The organism is Microbispora siamensis (assembly GCF_016863095.1).
Lineage (GTDB): Bacteria > Actinomycetota > Actinomycetes > Streptosporangiales > Streptosporangiaceae > Microbispora > Microbispora siamensis.
Window position 1 is genome coordinate 15,211 of sequence record NZ_BOOF01000017.1, and the last position, 17,354, is coordinate 32,564.

The 17,354-nt window shown below is 71.3% G+C and carries 21 protein-coding genes; 5 read left to right on the forward strand and 16 right to left on the reverse strand.

Annotation, left to right across the window (positions count from 1 at the left end):
* Positions 1-28 precede the first annotated feature (28 nt).
* From Msi02_RS16090 to Msi02_RS16100, 3 genes are all read right to left on the reverse strand, one after another.
* Positions 29-1,120 (reverse strand): hypothetical protein, encoded by a 1,092-nt coding sequence (locus Msi02_RS16090; protein WP_204049103.1) that lies wholly within the window; start codon positions 1,118-1,120, stop codon positions 29-31.
* 79 nt (positions 1,121-1,199) lie between these two features.
* Positions 1,200-2,114 (reverse strand): WD40 repeat domain-containing protein, encoded by a 915-nt coding sequence (locus Msi02_RS16095; RefSeq protein ID WP_204049104.1) that lies wholly within the window; start codon positions 2,112-2,114, stop codon positions 1,200-1,202.
* Positions 2,115-2,185: 71 nt separating this feature from the next.
* Positions 2,186-3,394: an FAD-dependent monooxygenase gene (locus Msi02_RS16100; protein WP_204049105.1), complete on the reverse strand. Its 1,209-nt coding sequence runs from the start codon at positions 3,392-3,394 to the stop codon at positions 2,186-2,188.
* Positions 3,395-3,477: 83 nt separating this feature from the next.
* Here Msi02_RS16100 and Msi02_RS16105 point away from each other — a divergent pair, with 83 nt between their 5' ends.
* Entirely contained in the window at positions 3,478-4,059 is a 582-nt protein-coding gene (locus tag Msi02_RS16105) for a TetR family transcriptional regulator (RefSeq protein WP_204049106.1), read from the forward strand.
* Between the two features lie 83 nt (positions 4,060-4,142).
* On the opposite strand, the gene Msi02_RS16110 is transcribed toward Msi02_RS16105, so the two are convergent.
* Positions 4,143-5,132: a pirin family protein gene (locus Msi02_RS16110; protein ID WP_204049107.1), complete on the reverse strand. Its 990-nt coding sequence runs from the start codon at positions 5,130-5,132 to the stop codon at positions 4,143-4,145.
* A 134-nt stretch (positions 5,133-5,266) separates the two neighbouring features.
* Here Msi02_RS16110 and Msi02_RS16115 point away from each other — a divergent pair, with 134 nt between their 5' ends.
* The gene (locus tag Msi02_RS16115; protein WP_204049108.1) at positions 5,267-5,902 is read left to right on the forward strand and encodes an HNH endonuclease family protein; all 636 of its coding nucleotides are present in this window, start codon (positions 5,267-5,269) and stop codon (positions 5,900-5,902) included.
* 35 nt (positions 5,903-5,937) lie between these two features.
* Here the strand turns inward: Msi02_RS16115 and Msi02_RS16120 are convergent, their stop codons facing one another.
* The 3 genes from Msi02_RS16120 to Msi02_RS16130 are packed head-to-tail and all read right to left on the reverse strand — an operon-like array spanning position 5,938 to position 7,751.
* Positions 5,938-6,564, reverse strand: a complete 627-nt coding sequence (locus Msi02_RS16120; RefSeq protein WP_204049109.1) for a GOLPH3/VPS74 family protein — start codon at positions 6,562-6,564, stop codon at positions 5,938-5,940.
* A 15-nt stretch (positions 6,565-6,579) separates the two neighbouring features.
* Complete coding sequence (locus Msi02_RS16125) at positions 6,580-6,822, reverse strand: type II toxin-antitoxin system antitoxin (RefSeq protein WP_193205764.1); 243 nt, start codon at positions 6,820-6,822, stop codon at positions 6,580-6,582.
* Positions 6,823-6,824: 2 nt separating this feature from the next.
* On the reverse strand, positions 6,825-7,751 hold the full coding sequence (locus tag Msi02_RS16130; protein ID WP_204049110.1) for an SPFH domain-containing protein: 927 nt from the start codon (positions 7,749-7,751) through the stop codon (positions 6,825-6,827).
* Positions 7,752-7,877: 126 nt separating this feature from the next.
* Here Msi02_RS16130 and Msi02_RS16135 point away from each other — a divergent pair, with 126 nt between their 5' ends.
* Positions 7,878-8,486, forward strand: coding sequence for a hypothetical protein (locus Msi02_RS16135; RefSeq protein ID WP_204049111.1), 609 nt, complete (start codon positions 7,878-7,880; stop codon positions 8,484-8,486).
* 47 nt (positions 8,487-8,533) lie between these two features.
* Here the strand turns inward: Msi02_RS16135 and Msi02_RS16140 are convergent, their stop codons facing one another.
* From Msi02_RS16140 to Msi02_RS16160, 5 genes are all read right to left on the reverse strand, one after another.
* Positions 8,534-9,118: a TetR/AcrR family transcriptional regulator gene (locus tag Msi02_RS16140; RefSeq protein ID WP_204049112.1), complete on the reverse strand. Its 585-nt coding sequence runs from the start codon at positions 9,116-9,118 to the stop codon at positions 8,534-8,536.
* A 63-nt stretch (positions 9,119-9,181) separates the two neighbouring features.
* Positions 9,182-10,159 (reverse strand): NAD(P)-dependent alcohol dehydrogenase, encoded by a 978-nt coding sequence (locus Msi02_RS16145; protein WP_204049113.1) that lies wholly within the window; start codon positions 10,157-10,159, stop codon positions 9,182-9,184.
* Positions 10,156-10,389, reverse strand: a complete 234-nt coding sequence (locus Msi02_RS16150; protein ID WP_204049114.1) for a helix-turn-helix transcriptional regulator — start codon at positions 10,387-10,389, stop codon at positions 10,156-10,158. Before Msi02_RS16150 ends, Msi02_RS16145 begins: the two co-directional genes overlap by 4 nt.
* Positions 10,383-10,811: a hypothetical protein gene (locus Msi02_RS16155; protein WP_204049115.1), complete on the reverse strand. Its 429-nt coding sequence runs from the start codon at positions 10,809-10,811 to the stop codon at positions 10,383-10,385. The genes Msi02_RS16150 and Msi02_RS16155 overlap by 7 nt, the downstream gene beginning before the upstream one ends.
* 90 nt (positions 10,812-10,901) lie before the next feature.
* Positions 10,902-11,753 (reverse strand): helix-turn-helix transcriptional regulator, encoded by an 852-nt coding sequence (locus Msi02_RS16160; protein WP_204049116.1) that lies wholly within the window; start codon positions 11,751-11,753, stop codon positions 10,902-10,904.
* A gap of 147 nt (positions 11,754-11,900) precedes the next feature.
* On the opposite strand from Msi02_RS16160, the gene Msi02_RS16165 reads away from it, so the two are divergent.
* Positions 11,901-12,785, forward strand: coding sequence for an NAD-dependent epimerase/dehydratase family protein (locus Msi02_RS16165; protein ID WP_204049117.1), 885 nt, complete (start codon positions 11,901-11,903; stop codon positions 12,783-12,785).
* Here Msi02_RS16165 and Msi02_RS16170 read toward each other — a convergent pair.
* The 4 genes from Msi02_RS16170 to Msi02_RS16180 all read right to left on the reverse strand — a co-directional run bounded on the left by Msi02_RS16170 (position 12,770) and on the right by Msi02_RS16180 (position 16,123).
* Positions 12,770-13,987, reverse strand: coding sequence for a hypothetical protein (locus Msi02_RS16170; protein ID WP_204049118.1), 1,218 nt, complete (start codon positions 13,985-13,987; stop codon positions 12,770-12,772). The two genes, Msi02_RS16165 and Msi02_RS16170, sit on opposite strands and share 16 nt — an antisense overlap.
* Before the next feature lie 21 nt (positions 13,988-14,008).
* On the reverse strand, positions 14,009-14,680 hold the full coding sequence (locus tag Msi02_RS16175) for a DUF6879 family protein (protein WP_204049119.1): 672 nt from the start codon (positions 14,678-14,680) through the stop codon (positions 14,009-14,011).
* A 92-nt stretch (positions 14,681-14,772) separates the two neighbouring features.
* The gene (locus Msi02_RS43995) at positions 14,773-14,898 is read right to left on the reverse strand and encodes a hypothetical protein (RefSeq protein WP_275414146.1); all 126 of its coding nucleotides are present in this window, start codon (positions 14,896-14,898) and stop codon (positions 14,773-14,775) included.
* Positions 14,899-14,986: 88 nt separating this feature from the next.
* Positions 14,987-16,123, reverse strand: coding sequence for a HesA/MoeB/ThiF family protein (locus Msi02_RS16180; RefSeq protein ID WP_204049120.1), 1,137 nt, complete (start codon positions 16,121-16,123; stop codon positions 14,987-14,989).
* 157 nt (positions 16,124-16,280) lie between these two features.
* Between Msi02_RS16180 and Msi02_RS16185 the strand changes: the two genes are divergently transcribed.
* Positions 16,281-17,249, forward strand: coding sequence for a lytic transglycosylase domain-containing protein (locus Msi02_RS16185; protein ID WP_204049121.1), 969 nt, complete (start codon positions 16,281-16,283; stop codon positions 17,247-17,249).
* Positions 17,250-17,354: the final 105 nt, after the last annotated feature.

Below are 17,354 nucleotides of genomic sequence, written 5' to 3' on the forward strand. Positions count from 1 at the left end.
CGGTGCACGATGTGGCGATTCCAGCCGGTCAGCGCGTACGCCAGAAAGTGCCGTTGGCCGAGGGATCGTCGGGGTCGCCCTGCGGCACGGTGAATCCCGCACCCCAGAGCGTCGCCGTCCCGGGCCTGCGCGCGATCGAGAACAGCGCGGCGTCGGTGCCGGCCTTGCGAGGGAGCGGGGTGCTCCGCCAGGCCGAACCCATGACGTGCCACAAGGTGGAGTTCCAGTTGCCCTGCACGACCCACATGCCGCCCTTGCCGTCGGGCTCCACCTCCGTGTACGGCTGGGCGTTCGCCGTACCGACCGAGGCGGTCCATGAACGGCCGTTCCAGCGCATGACCAGGGTGCGGCTGTAGGTCACGTCGTCACCCTCGTCGTCGGCGCCCTCCCAGGTGACGCCGCCGACGGCCCACACGTTGCCGGGGCTCACGACGGCGATGTCGTTGAGGACCGCGGTGGCGTCGGGCGCGGGAAGCTTGATCGCGGGTGTGGGCACCAGCGCCCAGGACCTTCCGTTCCACCGCATGATCGCGGGACGATCGCCCTTGGCCCCCGCCGCCCAGACGTCACCGGCCTTGTACGCGTCGACGGCGGCGGCGCGGGCCGGTAGCCGCACGCTCTTCCACGAGGACCCGGTCCAGTGCCGGGCCGAGGCCGAGGACTCGGCGACCGCCCAGACGTCCTTCGCGCCCGTTCCGTCGGCGTCCGTCGCGGAGAAGCCGCTGCCGAGCGAGGCGGTGGTCCACCCGCGGCCGTTCCACCGAGCGGCCTTCCCCGGGCCGAAGACCCACACGTCCCTGTTCGAGCCGGCCGTCACGGCCGTCAGTTCGTACGGCGGACTGCCGGGGATCACCTTCCACGATCCGCCGTCGAACCACTCGACCAGGCCGCGCTGCCTGCCGTTCACGACCCGGTGTCCGGCCGCCCACACCGACCCGTTGCCCAGGGCCGTCACGTCGTTGAGTACGTCGTCCCCGGGCAGCGTGTTCACCCTGGTCAGCCGCCACTCCGGCGCGCTCTCTCCGGCCTGGCCGCCCTGCCGGGTCACGCCGTGGGCCGCCACGGGCGGCAGGCACGCCAGCCCGAGCGCCGTCATGGCCGAGACGAGTACGGTACGCACGATGCTTCCCCTTCCGCTCACCAGTACGACGTCTGACGGAGGGGAGCCGTTCACATGTCGCCGACGGCAGGGGCCGGACTCACTGCTTCTCCGTCCACGGCTCGTATTCGTCGTCCCCGGGGAGCACCCAGACCTTCACGTCGGGCCTGGTGATCGTCCGGAGCAACGTCGCCTTGCCGGTCGTCTTCGAGACCCGGTAGATCGCCACGCCCGTCTTGGTCTTCGACCGGACGATCAGGCGTCCCGCCTTGTCGAAGTCGAGGTCGTCGACGTACTGTCCCCGGGGCAACCGCACGGTGATGGTGCCGCTCGCCTTGCCGGTACGCAGGTTGACCAGGCGCAGCTTGCGAGACTTGGGCCACGAACCGACAGGCGCCGCGGCCGTCACGTAGTCGTTCGCCAGGGCCACCGGCGACAGCCGCGTCTTCGACCGCAGCCGGGTGCGCAGCCCTCGGTCGAACACCGTCACCCGGCCCCCCAGCACCCCTTGCATCAGCAGCCGCTTGCTGTCCGGGCTGAAGCCCGAGAAGCTCCACTCGTCCGTCCCTCCGGGCTGCGGCAACGTCTTGCCTTTCCGCACGTCCACCAGGACCCCCAGCCCCGGCGCCGAGGTCCCGGTGACCACGAAACTGCCGTCGTCCGACACCGACGGCCACTCCTCGCCGGTCGTGTACGCCTCGATGCTCCGGATCACTCTTTCCTTGCCGTGCAGAGTCCGCTCGGCGAACCGCCCGTCCGACTTGCGGAAATAGAAGAAGTGCCGGCCGTCCCCGCTGACCAGGAACGCCGTCCGGGCCCCGGCGTTGACCGCGTCGCGGGGCGCGACGGCGAGCGCTTCGGGCACCTTCACCACGTCTCCGTTGGTGAGCACCAGTTCCCAGGTCTGCGTTCGCTGTGCGTACGCGATCGTGACCGGCGTGGCGGCCGCCGCGGGCTGTCCGCTCAGCGGAACGGCGGTCAGGAGAACTGTCGCGAGAACCGTACGCAATCTCATACGGGGTGAGATGCCGGATAACCCCGAAATGTTGCCGGTTCTCGAACTCCACCGCCGCCCACGGTGCGCGGCTACGAGGCCGGCGTGCGGTAATCCCTGATCGTGATCGCGGTCGCGGCCGTGCGGATGGGCTCGGTGACCCGCTCGATCATGCGGTTCTTGCCCGGCAGATGCGGCATCAGCCGCAACATCAGCATCTGGAACCGGATCTGTGCCGCGGACTTCAGCACCATGCCCTTGAGGTTGCCCGCGGCGAGCTTCTGGTTCTCCTCCACGAAGTGCCGCATCTCGCGCTCGTAGGCGGCGAACCCCGCGGCGTGGTCGCCCACCGCCTCGGCGAGGCAGCCCGCGAGAACGTAGGCGCCGACCAGGGCCAGGCTGGTGCCCTGACCGGACGCGGGTGAGGCCGCGTAGGCGGCGTCGCCCACGAGCGCCACCCGGCCCGACGACCAGCGGTCCATGCGCACCTGGCTGATCGAGTCCAGGTAGAAGTCCGGGGCGTCCCCCATGGCGTCGAGGATGCGCGGGACCTCCCAGCCCTGGCCGGAGAAGACGTCGGCGAGGAGCTTCTTCTGCTGCGCGGGGTCCCGCCGGTCGTACTCCAGCGGCGGCGAGGAGAACAGGAACATCGCCTTGGCGTCCTCGCCGCGCCCGGTGCTGTACATCCCGGCGCTCCTGCCCGGGGCCGGATGCATCATCTCCGTACGGTCCAGGTGGAGATGGTTCGGCACCGTGAAGATCGAGATGTAGTGCCCGAGGTCGTGGACGAACCGCGACTCCTCGCCGAAGGCCAGCCCGCGCACGGTGGAGTGCAGGCCGTCGGCGCCCACCACCAGGTCGAACGTACGCGGGGAGCCGTTCGCGAAGGTGACGTGCACGCCGTCGGGGGTCTCCCGCAGGGCGGTGACGGAGTCGTCGAAGACGTACTCGACGCCGTCTCCGGTCGCCGCGTGCAGGAGCCGGGTGAGGTCGCCACGCATGATCTCGACGTCGTCGCCCTCGCGGCCGCCGAACAGCTGCGCGCTCATCGTGCCGATCTGCCTGCCGCGTGCGTCGACGAAGCGTGCGACCTGCATGTCGGTGCTGTGCCGCCGCACCTCGTCCAGCAGGCCCATGCGGGCGACGACGTCGAGTGCCGCCCCCCGAATGTCGATCTTGTAGCCGCCGTCCCGCAGCGAGGGCGCGCGTTCCGCGACGGTCACCGCGAAGCCGTGCTCGCGGAGCCAGAAAGCCAGCGTCAGCCCGGCGACGCTTCCGCCGGAGACCAAGATGTTCGCCATGCCGTGAACTGTACAAGCGTCTCAATCATCTGTCTAGCACGATTGTCCAAGACATTTGTGCTGGCATGGGCTAGGCTCTGAGCATGGGAAACCGGGAAGATCTGCTCGCGGGCGCCAAGCGGTGCCTGATGGAGAAGGGATACTCCGGCACCACCGCGCGTGACATCGCGGCGGCCGCCGGCACGAGCCTCGCCGCCATCGGCTATCACTTCAGATCGACGAAGGCCCTGCTCGACGCGGCCCTCATCGAGGCGATGGAGGAATGGGGAAAGGAGATCGAGCAGACTCTCGCCGCCGACGCGTCGCTCGACGGCGCACCCGCGCAGCGATTCGAGGCGACCTGGGCGCGCATCATCGAGTCCTTCGCCAGGATGAGACCGTTGTGGGCCATCCAGTTCGAGCTCATCGCCCAGATGGACCGGCTCCCGGAGCTGCGCGAGGCGTTCGCGACCGCCAACCGGCAGGCGAGGCTGGGCCTGGCGGCGATCTTCGAACACCTGGATCCGGCCGCGGACGAACGCAGGGCGATGGCTGTCGGCGCGTTCTACCAGGCACTGCTCGGCGGGATGGCGGCCCAGTGGCTCGTCGATCCGGAGCAGGCTCCGTCGGCCCGCGATCTCCTCGAGGCGCTGCGTACGGTCAGCGCGGGGCTCGCGACGGAGTGACCGGCGGAAATCGTGGCGCAGCCGCGTGAGGCCGGCCGGGCGGCGGGCAGGCGCGCTCCTCGGCCGGCCTTTCGGCGGGCGTGTCAGTCCGTCGCGGTCAGGGGTCCGTCGGCGTGCGGAACCCGCTCGGCGGGGACGACGCCCAGGCGGCCCGCCTGGTAGTCCTCCATCGCCTGGATGATCTCGGCGCGGGTGTTCATCACGAACGGCCCGTAGTGCACGACCGGCTCGCGGATCGGCTGCCCGCCGAGCAGCAGCACCTCCAGGTTGGGCTCGGCCTGGGGCTGGGCGGTGTCCGCCGCGAGGGTCAGCGACCCGCCCGCCCCGAAGACCGCGAGCTGCCCCTTGCGGACCGGCCGCCGCTCGGCGCCCACGGATCCCTGACCGGCCAGGACGTAGGCGAGGGCGTTGAACTCCGGGTTCCACGGCAGGTCGAGCCGGGCCCCGGGGCTGACGGTCGCGTGCACCATCGTGATCGGGGTGAACGTGACGCCCGGCCCGGCGTGCCCGTCCAGCTCCCCGGCGATCACCCGCAGCAGCGCGCCGCCGTCGGCCGAGGCGAGCAGCGCCGCCTCCCGCCCCCGGATGTCCTGGTAGCGGGGCAGGTGGAACTTGTGCGCGCGAGGAAGGTTCACCCACAGCTGGATGCCGTGGAAGAGCCCGCCCGAGACCACCAGGTGCTCCGGCGGCTTCTCGATGTGCAGCAGGCCGGACCCGGCGGTCATCCACTGGGTGTCGCCGTTGGTGATGGTGCCGCCGCCACCGTTGGAGTCCTGGTGCTCGAAGACGCCGTCGATGATGTAGGTGACGGTCTCGAAGCCGCGGTGCGGATGCCACGGCGTGCCTTTCGGCTCGCCGGGTGCGTACTCGACCTCGCCCATCTGGTCCATGTGGATGAACGGGTCCAGCGCGGACTGTGGCACTCCGGCGAACGCGCGCCGTACGGGGAAGCCCTCACCCTCGAACCCGCTGGGCGCGGTCGTCACCGAGCGAACGGGGCGTGGGGTTGCGTCGGCCGGATCCGGTGCGGCGACTCGTGGCAGCGTCAGGGTGTCGGCGGTGACAGCGGGCATGGCCGCCCTCCTAATTGAATCTTCAACTTCCGCGCCTTGCAACCACCCGAGATCGCCGGACATTCCCGCCCGCGGATCGCCCTGCGCCCGCATATCGTCACGCGCAGTGGGGATGGACTGGTATGGCTGGAATCATGATCTCCATAAGCCGCACTTTCCAGGTCGCCGTACTGTCCCTCGCGGTCCTCCCGATCACCGCTGTCGCGATCGCCCCGCAGGCCGCGGCCGATGCCGGGGCGCCGGCCCGCCGCATGCTGGCGCAGCTGAAGGTCGCCAAGCCGTTGTCGCTTCGCGGTTACAGCCATCGGCGGTTCCAGCCGCGCTGGGCGCACCACAAGGGGGAGTGCGACGCGCGGGAGGTGGTGCTCACCCGCCAGGGCCGGGGCGTACGGAGGAACGGGGCGTGCCAGGCCGTGAAGGGCGTCTGGCACAGCCCGTACGACGGCAAGGTGCTGAAGAGTGTGAAGCAGATCGACGTCGACCACGTCGTTCCCCTGGCGTACGCCTGGCGCTCCGGCGCCAAGAGATGGAGCCAGGCGAAGCGGCGGGCGTTCGCCAACGACCTCAGCCGTCCCGAGCTCGTTGTGGTGAGCCACTCCGCCAACATGGCCAAGGGAGGCCAGGGACCGCAGAGCTGGCGTCCGCCGCGCCGTGCGTACTGGTGCCGCTACGCGACCTCGTGGATCACCGTGAAGTACCACTACCGGCTCCTGGTGACCCGTGCGGAGAAGGTCGCCCTGCTCAACATGCTCCGCACCTGCGGCAGGTGAACGGAAGGCGGTGCGGGCGCGGGGCTGTCCCGAGGTCAGCCGCCGCTCGCGGCGCGGGCCTGCTGGATGACCTTGCGGAGGGCCGGCGCCGCCGGGCCGCCGCGTTCGGCCAGCAGGGCGATGCGCTGCTTGTGCGCCCGTCGTCTGGCGCGCGGGAGGATCGTCCCGAGCTCTCCCGCGGCGGCCAGGCCGACGAGGGCCGCCTCCCGGTCGCCGACCCGGGCGACCGGGCCGGTGAGGGCGGCGGCGACCTGCGTCGCGAGTCGTTTCACCACGCGCGTGTCGCGTACGCGGACGTGGCTCCTGTTGAAGATGAGGAACGGCCGGCGCAGCTCGACCCTGACCCAGCGCCCCGTCTCCAGTTCGTCGCGGACCGCCCGGACCGTCGCGCGGCCGTCCTTGCTGATCCAGTGCCGCCACGGCCGGGGCCCTGACCGGGCGATCTGGTGCAGCAGGCCGTCGAGGACCGGATCGGCGAGCGGGTCCTCCGACACCACGCGCACCTTGCCGCCGTCGTCGGCGATCCGGCCGGCGAGCAGCAGGTCGGTGAGCGCGGCCGCGCGGAGCAGGTAGGGGAAGCGGTGGTTCGTCACCACCCGCTCCTTGCGGGGGTCGTAGGCCAGCAGGTAGAGCCGGGCCGTCAGGGAGCCGGGGACGTCCACGGGGCTGCCTTCCTCTCAGTCGTCGGGCGGATCGGCGGTGGGAGCCTCGGGAGGCGGGGTCTCCTTCTTGGCGGGCCTGCCGCGCCGGGGGATGCGACCGGCGTCGCCCGGGAGCCGCCCCGCCTCTGACAGCGCCCGGCGCAGCAGGAACTCGATCTGGGCGTTGGTGCTGCGTAGTTCGTCGCCGGCCCAGCGGGCCAGCGCGTCGTGCACCGCGGGGTCCAGCCGCAGCAGGATGCTCTTTCTCTCGGTCGCCACGGCTAGTGGTACAGGGAGCCGGTGTTCACCACGGGCTGCACGTCGCGGTCGCCGCACAGGACGACGAGCAGGTTGCTGACCATGGTGGCCTTGCGCTCCTCGTCGAGTTCGATCACGTCGTGCTCGTCCAGGCGGGCCAGGGCGGCCTCGACCATGCCGACGGCTCCGTCCACGATCCGCTGGCGGGCCGCGACGACCGCTCCGGCCTGCTGGCGGCGCAGCATGGCCTGTGCGATCTCGGGAGCGTACGCCAGGCGGGTGATGCGCGACTCGATGACCTTGACTCCCGCCGACGCCACCCGGGCCTGGATCTCGGCCGACAGGCGGCCGGTGATCTCGTCCGCGTTCTGCCGCAGGGACAGCATGTCGTCGTGCCCGTCGTACGGGTAGCTGCCGGCGATGTGACGGACCGCGGTCTCGGTCTGGAAGGCCACGAACTCCACGAAGTCGTCGACTTCGAAGACGGCCTTCGCCGTGTCCTCGACCTGCCACACCACCACGGCGGCCATCTCGATCGGGTTGCCGTCGGCGTCGTTGACCTTGGTGACGTCGGTCTCGTGGTTGCGGATCCGGGTGGACACCCGGCGCTTCTGCGTGAAGGGCACCACGAACCGGAGCCCGGGCGTACGGACCGTGCCCACGTAGCGGCCGAGCAGCTGGATCACCCGCGCCTCGCCGGGAGCGACCGCGGTGAGCCCGGTCAGGACGACGAGGGCCGCCAGGAAGAGCAGCACCCCGGCGGCGATCAGGGCGGCTCCGGCGCCGCCGCTGCCGCCGTCCGCGAGGCGGGCTCCGATCACGACCAGCGCGACCGAGCCCAGCAGGCCCAGCAGGGCCAGGATCAGCATCGGCCACCCCGAGGCCGCTCGTGCCGTCCGTTCGTTGGTCTGGGGGGCCGGCATGTCGACGGCGATCTGCAGGTCTGTCATGTCTTCTCCTCGGTGTCTAGCACGACACTAGCAAAGTGATATCACTTTTTGCCAGACCCATCCTGGTCGCCCGGGACGCAACCGAACCCTCAGTCGTTCTCAAGTGGAGATCGCTAGCTTCGCGCCATGACGAAACGATCTGTCGCCGTGGCCGCACTCGCGGGGCTGACCGTCCTCGCCGCTCCCGCCGTGGCCTCCGCAGAGGCCCTGACCACGGCTCTCTCCGGCTCGTCCGCTTCGGGTTCCAGGACCTTCTCCTTCCGCGGGATGAACCTGAGGATCCCCGCGAGCTGGAAGGTGCACCGCAAGGGGGACGAGGTCGTGGTGACGACCGGCGCGTGCAAGCGGCCGGACGCGTTCGCCGCGAACTGCCGGTCGTTCTGGGTGCTCGGCCCCAAGGAGTTCACCGACGTGCCGGTCGGGGGCGGCTCCTTCACCTATACGGGCAAGTACCAGTGGTATCCCTTCAGCGCCCCGGTGCCCTGCCCGTTCGATTCCACGACCGCCTGGAACCCCGGCGACAAGGCCGGATCGAGAGGCCTGTTCCAGATCGGCAAGGGTCACAAGGCGAAGTACGCCGCCTGGCCCAACGAGTGCGTGACGAACAACGGCGGCCGCCGGACGAAGAGCTTCACCGCGCGGGAGTGGTTCCTGCCCTCGTCCAAGATCCTGATCATCGACGTCTGGAACACGCCGGGACTGTCGAAAGTGCTCAAGGGCGCGACCTGGAGCTGACCGCACGCCGTGTGCCGGATCGGGGCATCCGGCACACGGCGTCGCCCTCAGGCGCCGGTCTCCAAGCCGCCGCGCAGGAGCGCGGTGAGCCGCCGGGCGTGGGCCACGTCGGTTCCGGTGAGCGCCGCGCCGCCGACGAGGGCCAGCAGGTCGGTCACGGTGAGTCCGGGACGTACGGCACCGGCGGCCTGTGCCCGCTCCAGCAGGCCCGACGCGGTGGTGTGGATCGACGTGTGCCACTGGTCGAACAACGCGCTACGACGGCCGGTGGGGCCTTCCGTGGCCGCGAGGGCGAGCGGCCGCTTCGTCGCGACGTGCACGACGAACGCGTCGAGCCAGGAGAAGAGCGCGTCGGCCGGAGACGGATCCGCCAGCAGGTCGGCGCCCTGGCGGCACAACTCCGCCACCTCGTCCGCGTACACGGCGACGAGCAGCTCGGCCCGAGTGGGGAAGTGCCGATACAGGGTCGCGTTGCCGACGCCGGCGCGCCGCGCCACCTCGTCCAACGCGACGTCGGGCCCTGAACTGTCGATGAGCTCGCGCGCGGCGGCGAGCAGCAGCGCGGCGTTGCGTGAGGCGTCCGCTCTGCGCGTACGGCCGGGCGGTGCGGGCTCGGGACCACTCGGCGTCATCCGCGCTCCCTTCCCTTTGCTATCGATCCCTTGCTATCCGGGGAGTTCCCCGGCTGAAGGTGGTTACAAGGTGACGACGACCTTGCCGGCGGGGTGTCCTTCGACGAGACGGCGGATCGCGTCGGGCGCCTCGCTCAGGGGATAGGCGCGGTCGATCACGGGGGTGACGGCGCCCGACTCGACGAGCCGCGTGAGTTCCTCCAGGTGCTCGGCCCGCTCCCTGCTCACCACCGGGCGCAGCCGCTGACCGACGAACATCGACAGCAGTGGCGCCCGGAACGTTCGTCCCATGCCCCCGGTGAAGCGGTATGCCGTGTGCCCGCCGCCGACGATCACCAGCGTCCCGCGCGGGGTCAGGGCGCGCCGCAGCAGGGACAGCGGCCGGTTTCCTGCGGTGTCGACGACGACGTCGTAACGTGCGCCGTCGCGGTCGATCTCCTCGCGGGCGTAGTCGACGACGTCGTCGGCGCCGAGCGACCGGACGAGCCCGGCCCTCGCCGCCGAGCACACGCCGGTGACGCTCGCGCCGTACGCCTTGGCGATCTGCACGGCGAACGACCCCACGCCCCCCGACGCTCCGATGACCAGCGTCCGCTGTCCCGGCCGGACCTGGGCGACGTCGCGGACGGCCTGCAGCGCCGTCATGCCCGAGACGGGTATCGCGGCGGCCTGCTCGAACGTGAGGCCGGCCGGCTTCGGCGCGAGCCTGCTCTGCCGCGCGCTCGCGTACTCGGCGTACGAGCCGCTCTCGCAGGTGCCGTACACCTCCTGGCCGGGCTGGAATCGGGTCACGCGGGCGCCGACGGCCGCCACCACCCCGGCCACGTCACGGCCCCGGACCGCGACCTTGGGCCGGCGCAGCCCGAAGCCCGCGAGGCGCATGAGGTAGGGCCGGCCGGTCATGAGGACCCACACGCCGGGGTCCACCGCGGCGGCGCGGACCTCGACGAGCACCTCCTCGTCACCGATCGTGGGGCGGCCGACGTCGCGCAGGCGGAGCACGTCCGCCGGGCCGTACGCGTCCTGGACGATGGCTTTCATAACGTTCCTTCCGGGAGGTCGGGATACTGGAACACGTCGTCGAGCGGAACGCCGAACACCCGGGCGATCCGGAAGGCCATCTCCAGAGACGGCGAGTATCGCCCCTGTTCGATGGCGATGAGGGTCTGCCTGGTCACGCCGATGCGTTCGGCGAGTTCGGCCTGGGTCATCTCGTCGTGGGCGAACCGCAGCGCGCGGATGCGGTTCGTCACGCGTGTGGGCTTCACCACTCCGGAAGGCTCCTGCGATAGACAATGATCTTGGTGATCCCGCCGAGGATCGCCGACAGCACGAAGCAGAGGTAGACCACGTTCGCGATCCAGAACCGGTCCCACCCGGCCATGGCCATGAGCATCGCCGCGACCGCGCCGATGACGACGAACGCCTGACCGGTGTGGTCGCCGAGCCGCCCGATCTCCCTGTCGCGGACGTCGACGACCCGCGATGCCCCCGGCCTGACGATCGCCATCCCGATCTCGGCCACGATCGACGCGGCGATGGCCCCGCCGACCGACCACAGCAGGGCGGCGGTGTACGGCACGTCGGGTAACGGCCCTCCGTCCGCCCGTCTGAGAACGGCGACGACGTACGCGGCGTAGGCGAGCACGGCGACGACCAGCCTGATCCAGGCGCGCTTCTCCACGTGAGTCATGATCGAACCCTTCGATGTACAAAATCTTTGACATCACCAAGGTAGCGAATCTTTGACCTCATGTACAGAATCTTTTACATCGAGGGGCTGTCAGGCCTCGGCGGGCACCTGCTCGGCGCCGATGACCTTCAGGAACTGGAGGGACTCGTACGCGGGCGACCCGGGCTCGGCGGTGAAGATGACCACCTGCTGCTCCTGGTCGGGCACGGTCAGCACGTCGAAGTCCAGCTCGATCGGCCCGACGCGCGGGTGCCGTACGGTATGGCGCAGGTGCCGTTCGATGTGGAACCGCTGGGAGTTCCACAGGCGGGCGAACTCCTCGCTCCCGGCCAGCAGCTCCTCGACCAGGCTCTTCAGCTCACGGCTGTCGGGATAGCGGGTGACGGCGACGCGCAGGTAGCTGACCGCCGTGACGACGAACCGCTCCGGGCTGCCCATGCCGTAGTGCCGCTGCTCTGGGTCGGGGTGCAGGAAGTAACGCCGGATGACGTTGCGCTCCTGGCCCGCCAGGGCGGAGAAGTCCTCGAACAGGGCCGCCGCCAGCGGGTTCCAGGCCAGCACGCCGCAGGTGTCGTCCACGACGATCGCGGCGGCGTCGGTCAGCCGGTTGAGCAGGTTCAGCGTGCTCGGCCGCACCTCGCGTACGGGTTCGGCGGACCGGCTCTCCTCCCGCTCCCCGGCCAGGTGGAACAGGTGGGCCCGTTCCTGGTCCGACAGGCGCAGGGCGCGGGCGATGCCGTCGAGCACGCGCCGTGACGGGTGCCGGCCCCGCGCCTGCTCCAGCCGGGTGTAGTGGTCCACCGAGATGTACGCGAGCTGGGCGACCTCCTCGCGCCGCAGCCCGGGGGTGCGGCGGCGGCGTCCCTCGGGCAGGCCGACGTCGGCGGGGCTGACGCGCTCACGTGCGCCGCGCAGGAAATTCGCCAGGCCAAGCTTGTCCATGCCTGTGACGGTACGTCTGGAATCGAATGCCCGCACCGCGCAGCCATGGACTCCTGGTCCCTGGCTGTGCGGGACGGCCCGGGGCGACCGTGGGGTTGGCATCGACCGGCGGCGCCGGTCACCGACCTCATGGAAAGGCATACGATCATGCGGATTCTCGTCACGGGTGCGAGCGGCTACGTCGGCGGAGTCGTGGCCGAGCACCTCGTCCGGGCCGGGCACGAGGTGGTCGCCCTGGCCCGGTCGGACCGGGCGCGCGAGCGGGTCGAAGGGCTGGGCGCGAAGGCGGTGCGCGGTAGCCTGCGGGACCTCGACGTCCTGCGCGGCGCGGCCGCCGGGGCCGACGCCGTGGTGCACACCGCCGTCGACTACACGAATCCCGAGATGGGCGACATCGAGCGCGACGCCCTCGCGGCGCTGCTGGGCGGGCTGAACGACGGCGGCGCGTTCGTCTACACCAGCACGGGCCTGGTCTATCCGGACCGGCAGGGCGCCGTGGTGGACGAGGACCACCCCGTCACCCCCGAGGCGTCGCCGCAGCCGTACAAGGTCCTCGGCGAGCGGCAGGTCCTGGCGGCCGGGCACGTGGCGGGCACCGTGATCCGGGCGGCGCTGGTCTACGGGCGCGGCGGATCGGGCCTGCTCCAGGGGCTCATCGGCGCAGGCCGGCAGAACGGGATGGTGCCCTACATCGGCGAGGGCGCCAACGAGTGGTCGTCGGTGCACGTCGACGACCTCGCGGCGCTGTACGTCGCAGCGCTGGAGCGCCGCGAGCCCGGGGTCGTCGTCAACGCCGCCTCGGCCGAGCGGACCCCGATCCGGCGGATCGCCGAGGCGGTCGCCGAGCTCACCGGCGCCCAGGCCGTGTCGCTGACGCTGGAGCAGGGGGTGGCCGCGATGGGGCCGCTCGCCGCCACGCTCACCCGTTCGTCGCCGATGGACGCCTCGCGTGCCCGGAGGCTGTTCGGGTGGGCCCCGGAGCGGCCAGGACTGATCGAGGAGCTGACGACCGGCTCCTACGCGCGGTCCTGATCGGCGGCTCGTCCTGTTCTCGGGCGCGGTCTGAGGCGCAGCGCGCGCCGTACGCGCGGGCCGTGCCTGCGCCACCACGCCCGCGCCCAGAGCACCTGGAACGCGACCGCGGACAGCAGCACCGCCGCGGCGTCCAGTTCGGCGAGCGGGCCGGCGGGGGCGACGAGCGCACCCACGGCCCGGCCGAGCAGCGTCAGCGTCGCCGGCACCGTCACCGCGAACGCCATTCCCAGGCAGGCCGCGGTGCCCGCGACCAGCAGCACCGCGTACGCCCGGAGGGCGCGGCGCTCCCGGCGAGGCAGCCCGACGAGCGGGTCGGGGGAGGGACGGCGGAGCAGCCGCAGCGCCAGGTGGCGGGCGTAGGCGGAGGCGTCGCCGTACATGTTGCGGCACCTGGTCAGGTCCTGCAGCAGGAAGTAGACGTCGGTGCGCATGAACACGAGGAACTGCGTGGCCAGCATGCCGAGCGAGGTCAGCGCGACCAGCGACAGCGCGGGATGGCGCCCTAGGGCGGCGGTCAGGAGGAGCGCGGTAGAGCAGGCCGCTGCGTCCGTCGCCATCCCGGCGAGGTAGACCGTCAGGCGGACGCGCCGCCCGGCCAGCCACACGCCGGACACCTCGGTCTGGACGGTCAGGAACTGCAGCCGGGTGCCGAGCCGGATCCGGCCCGGCACTCCGGCGGCCCTGGCGGTGGACAGGTGGGCCATCTCGTGCAGGAAGATCAGCGCCCAGGCGACGGCGATCTGCGACGCGAGCACGAGCGTGCCGCGCTCGCTCCACAGCAGGTCGCGCCAGCCCGGCAGCGTCTCCCGCCGCGTGACCGCCGTCGCGGTCCCGGCGGCGATCAGGCCGGCGACCAGCAGGTGGAGCAGCGGGTGCAGCGTCCACCGCACGTGCCGGGGGCGCAGCCATGGAAAGGTCGGCGGATCGGCGGGGGCGGCCGGTCCGCCCGGCTCCTCCAGGAAGCCCAGCTCGCCCAGGGCGCGGACGAAGCCGCGGACGTCGAGATCGGCGCCGGTCTCGGCACGCAGCCGCCGTTCCGTCTCCTCGACCGTGGCGCCCGCCGACAGCAGCCTGATGGCCCGCATGCCCTCGTACGGCACGGCGACGAACGCGTCCCCGTCCGGACGGCCGACGATCCACTGGGAGCCGTCCTGGCGGAACGCGAGGTCGCGCAGCCGGACCACGGTCGCCTCTCCCAACGCGGGCCTCCAGACGCGGGGTCAGGGGCGGAAGGTCCCGGTGTGGTGCGAGTAGCCGGGCAGGAGGTCGCGTGCCCGGTCGGAGATCTCGGGCGGCGGCAACGGAGCGACCTCCCGCTCCACGTAGGCCCGCACGTCCTCTCCCCGGCCGTAAAGATCCTTGATTGCGGTCAGGCAGGGGCCGACGAGGGCGGGATCGGTGATCCGCCGGGCACCCACATGGGCGCCGATCTGGTCGTACAGCACCTCGTAGAGCAGCGCGGGACCGAGCACGACGATCTCGGGCAGCGGCGCGATGTGCTCCAGCTCCCGCACGGCGTCCGCGTGCAGCACCCGGGGGCGCTCGCCCGCCGTCGCCCGTACGGCCAGGACGTGCAGCTCCCACTGGAGATAGGGGGTGAGAGGCGTCTCCACGACGCGGACCCGGCGGGCCGTGGGCCGGGTCCGGTAGTAGCCGACGAGGAACTCCCGCAGTTCCTCCAGCATGGCGAGCGAGCCGTCCCAGTCGCCGGCCATCATCGCCCGCCAGCTCGCCACGTCGGGTTCGAAGAACTCCTGGGCGCGTTCGAGCTTCCACACCTCATCGGGAACCCGCTCGAACTCCTCGGTGAACTCGGCCTGGTAGGCCTCGGCGGACAGGACCCGCGCCTCGGCCTGCCGTACGTCGTCGAAGACGGTGCCGGCGTCTGCCACCCTTCCCTCCTTGGGCTTCGGCTGCTGGCTCTCGCTGGTCGCGACGTGCGGGCGGCCCCGCGGCACCCCCGCACGCCACGGCCGGCACTTCATCAGTTACCGACGCTGTTGCTGCTGGTCGTGGTCTCGATCTTGTCGAGCAGCCGGATGACGATCTTTGTCTTCTCCGGCGTGGCGGCCTCGTCGACGGGTTCGGTCTCGTGCTCGTACGTGTTCATCCGCTTCCTCTCTCGGGAGGGAACATGGATGTTCTCGTGAGAACCCGTTCATGATTCGTCGATTGGCCGAAGACAGTCAAGGCTTTCGTTATTCATTCAGTCCGGCGTCGATTTCGGTCATTCGCCCTGATGAATTGTGCTCCGGTCCGCCGGCCCGGGTTCCGCACACCGGGCAGCCGGGACGAGGCGGATGCCGGACCCACACGTGGTGGTCCGCGGCGATCAGGTTGACCCCCTGGATGGTGCCGACCGGCGGCACGGGCACGCCGGTCAGGAGCCCGAGCAGCGCGTGGGCGACGAGCTGGCCGGACACGCCCGCCGAGGTGGCGATCACGCCGGGCCCGCCGAGGTCCACCGGCGTGCCGGGGCGGCGCCGCGCCTCCTCGCCGCTGCTCAGGCACTCGTAGCACGCGCCCGCTCCCGGCGCGAAGCATCCCACGGTGACCAGCGGGCCGTTGTATCCGCCGCCGGCCCAGGGGATGTTCGCGGCGGCGCAGGCGCGGTTGGCCCACACCCTGATGCCGTGCCCGGTGGGCCGGTCCGCGCAGAGGGCGAGCGCGTCGTAGCCCGCGATCAGGTCGTCCAGCTCGCGCCTGCTGCCGATGCGGCGGCGCTCGCCCGTGACGGAGATGTCGGAGTTGACGGCCCTGAGCCGGGCGACGGCCGCCTCCGCCTTCGGGCGCCCGACGTCGTCCTGGCCGTACAGCACCTGACGGTTGAGGTTGGACAGCTCGACCAGGTCGGGATCCACGCAGTGGAGCGTGCCGACGCCGACGGCGGCGAGCGCCCAGGCCGCGTGGCAGCCCGTGCCGCCCAGGCCGAGCACCACCACCCGCGCGGACTTCAGCCGGAGCTGGGTCTCCCAGCCGTGGGCGCGCGGCATGGTGTCGACCGCGCGGAAGAACGCGTGGTTCCTGCTGTAGCGGTCGAGTTCGCGCTCGCTCAGCCCGGCGGGCGGCACTGCCGCGGCGTCCTCCACGTATCGGGTGGCGACCAGTTGCTCGACGATCGACGTGGCGTCCGGCAACTCCGGATGGGCCAGGCGCAGCCGCTGGGCGATCTCGTCGCGAGAACGGGTGCCGTCCATCAGAGTGAGGGCCGTCCACACCCATCCGTACGGGTCCGCGATTTCGGCGGCGATCCCGTAAATCTCGCCGCCGATGCGAATGGTGCCGTCCTCGTATCGATGAGGCCGGTGCTCGAATTTCACGCGGGGCAGTCGCACGTGACGACGATTACTGGGCGATAACTGGGCGAGTCAACACTGAATTCTGCAAGAAGGAAAAAGGGGTCGGCCGTAAAACGTTCCCGCCTCGCGGGGGTGCCGCTTCGCGGCGAAGAGGGGGCATGAAACGTCACCGCTGGGCATACGGTTGACGACGATGAACGATCAGCCTGCCGTGATCTCACCGCCGATGCCGCGCCGCACGGTGCTGGCCGCCGCGCTCGCCGCCGTGGTCGTCCCGCTCTCGGGCTGCGGAGGCTCGGCGGGCGAGGCCGCCTCGGTCGCTCCCCGCGCGAGCGTGACCTCGCCCGCCTCGGGACGGGCCTCCGCGAGTCCGGAGGGTCCGGAGCCGTCCGTACGGGACCTGCCCGCGCCGGACGAGGCGATCCCCAAGGACCCCGGGCGGCTGGCCGACGCCCTGACCCGTACGGGGGAGCGACTGCGTGACGCGATCGACGACTGGAGGCGTACGGGCGACCCCGCCAAGGGGGAGGCGCCCGAGCCGGTGGTCCTGCTGTCCCTGTACGAGCAGCGCGTCTACCGCTATCTCGCCCGCAATCCCAAGGTGGCCTCCCGCACCTACGGCGAACTGCCGAAGGAGGTGGCCGCGCGGGCGCGGGACAACGTGACGGCCATCCGCGACCTGCTCTCCCTCGCCCATCCCGTCAGCGGGCCGATCAAGATCAAGGTCCGGTCGCCGGAGCCCGCAGACGCCCTGCTCGCCGACTTCCGGCGAGCCGAGCGCAGGTTCGGCGTCGAGTGGGAGGTGCTGGCGGCGGTGATGCTCGTGGAGACCAAGTTCGGGCGGGTGCGCTCGCCGAGCTACGTGGGCGCCAAGGGGCCGATGCAGTTCATGCCGGGCACCTGGAAGGCGTACGGCATGGGCGGCGACATCGACGACACCGGTGACGCCCTTCTCGGCGCGGCCAACTACCTCCACGCGTCGGGCGCGCCCGGCGACTACCGGCGCGCGCTGTACGCCTACAACCACTCCCAGGCGTACGTCGACGCGGTCCTGCTGCACGCGCGTCAGATGAAGCGGGACATCAGGAACTACTACGCCTACTACACCTGGCAGGTCTACGTGATCACGACGAAGGGCGAGCGCCGCCTGACCGGCCCCTGACAAAAGGGCGGCGAACGAGTAACCAATGCCGCTTTCCGCGCGACTCATCCTTTGGGGGATCGATCGCGTACGGGAGGTCGGTTGTGCGGCGGCTGACGACTGGTG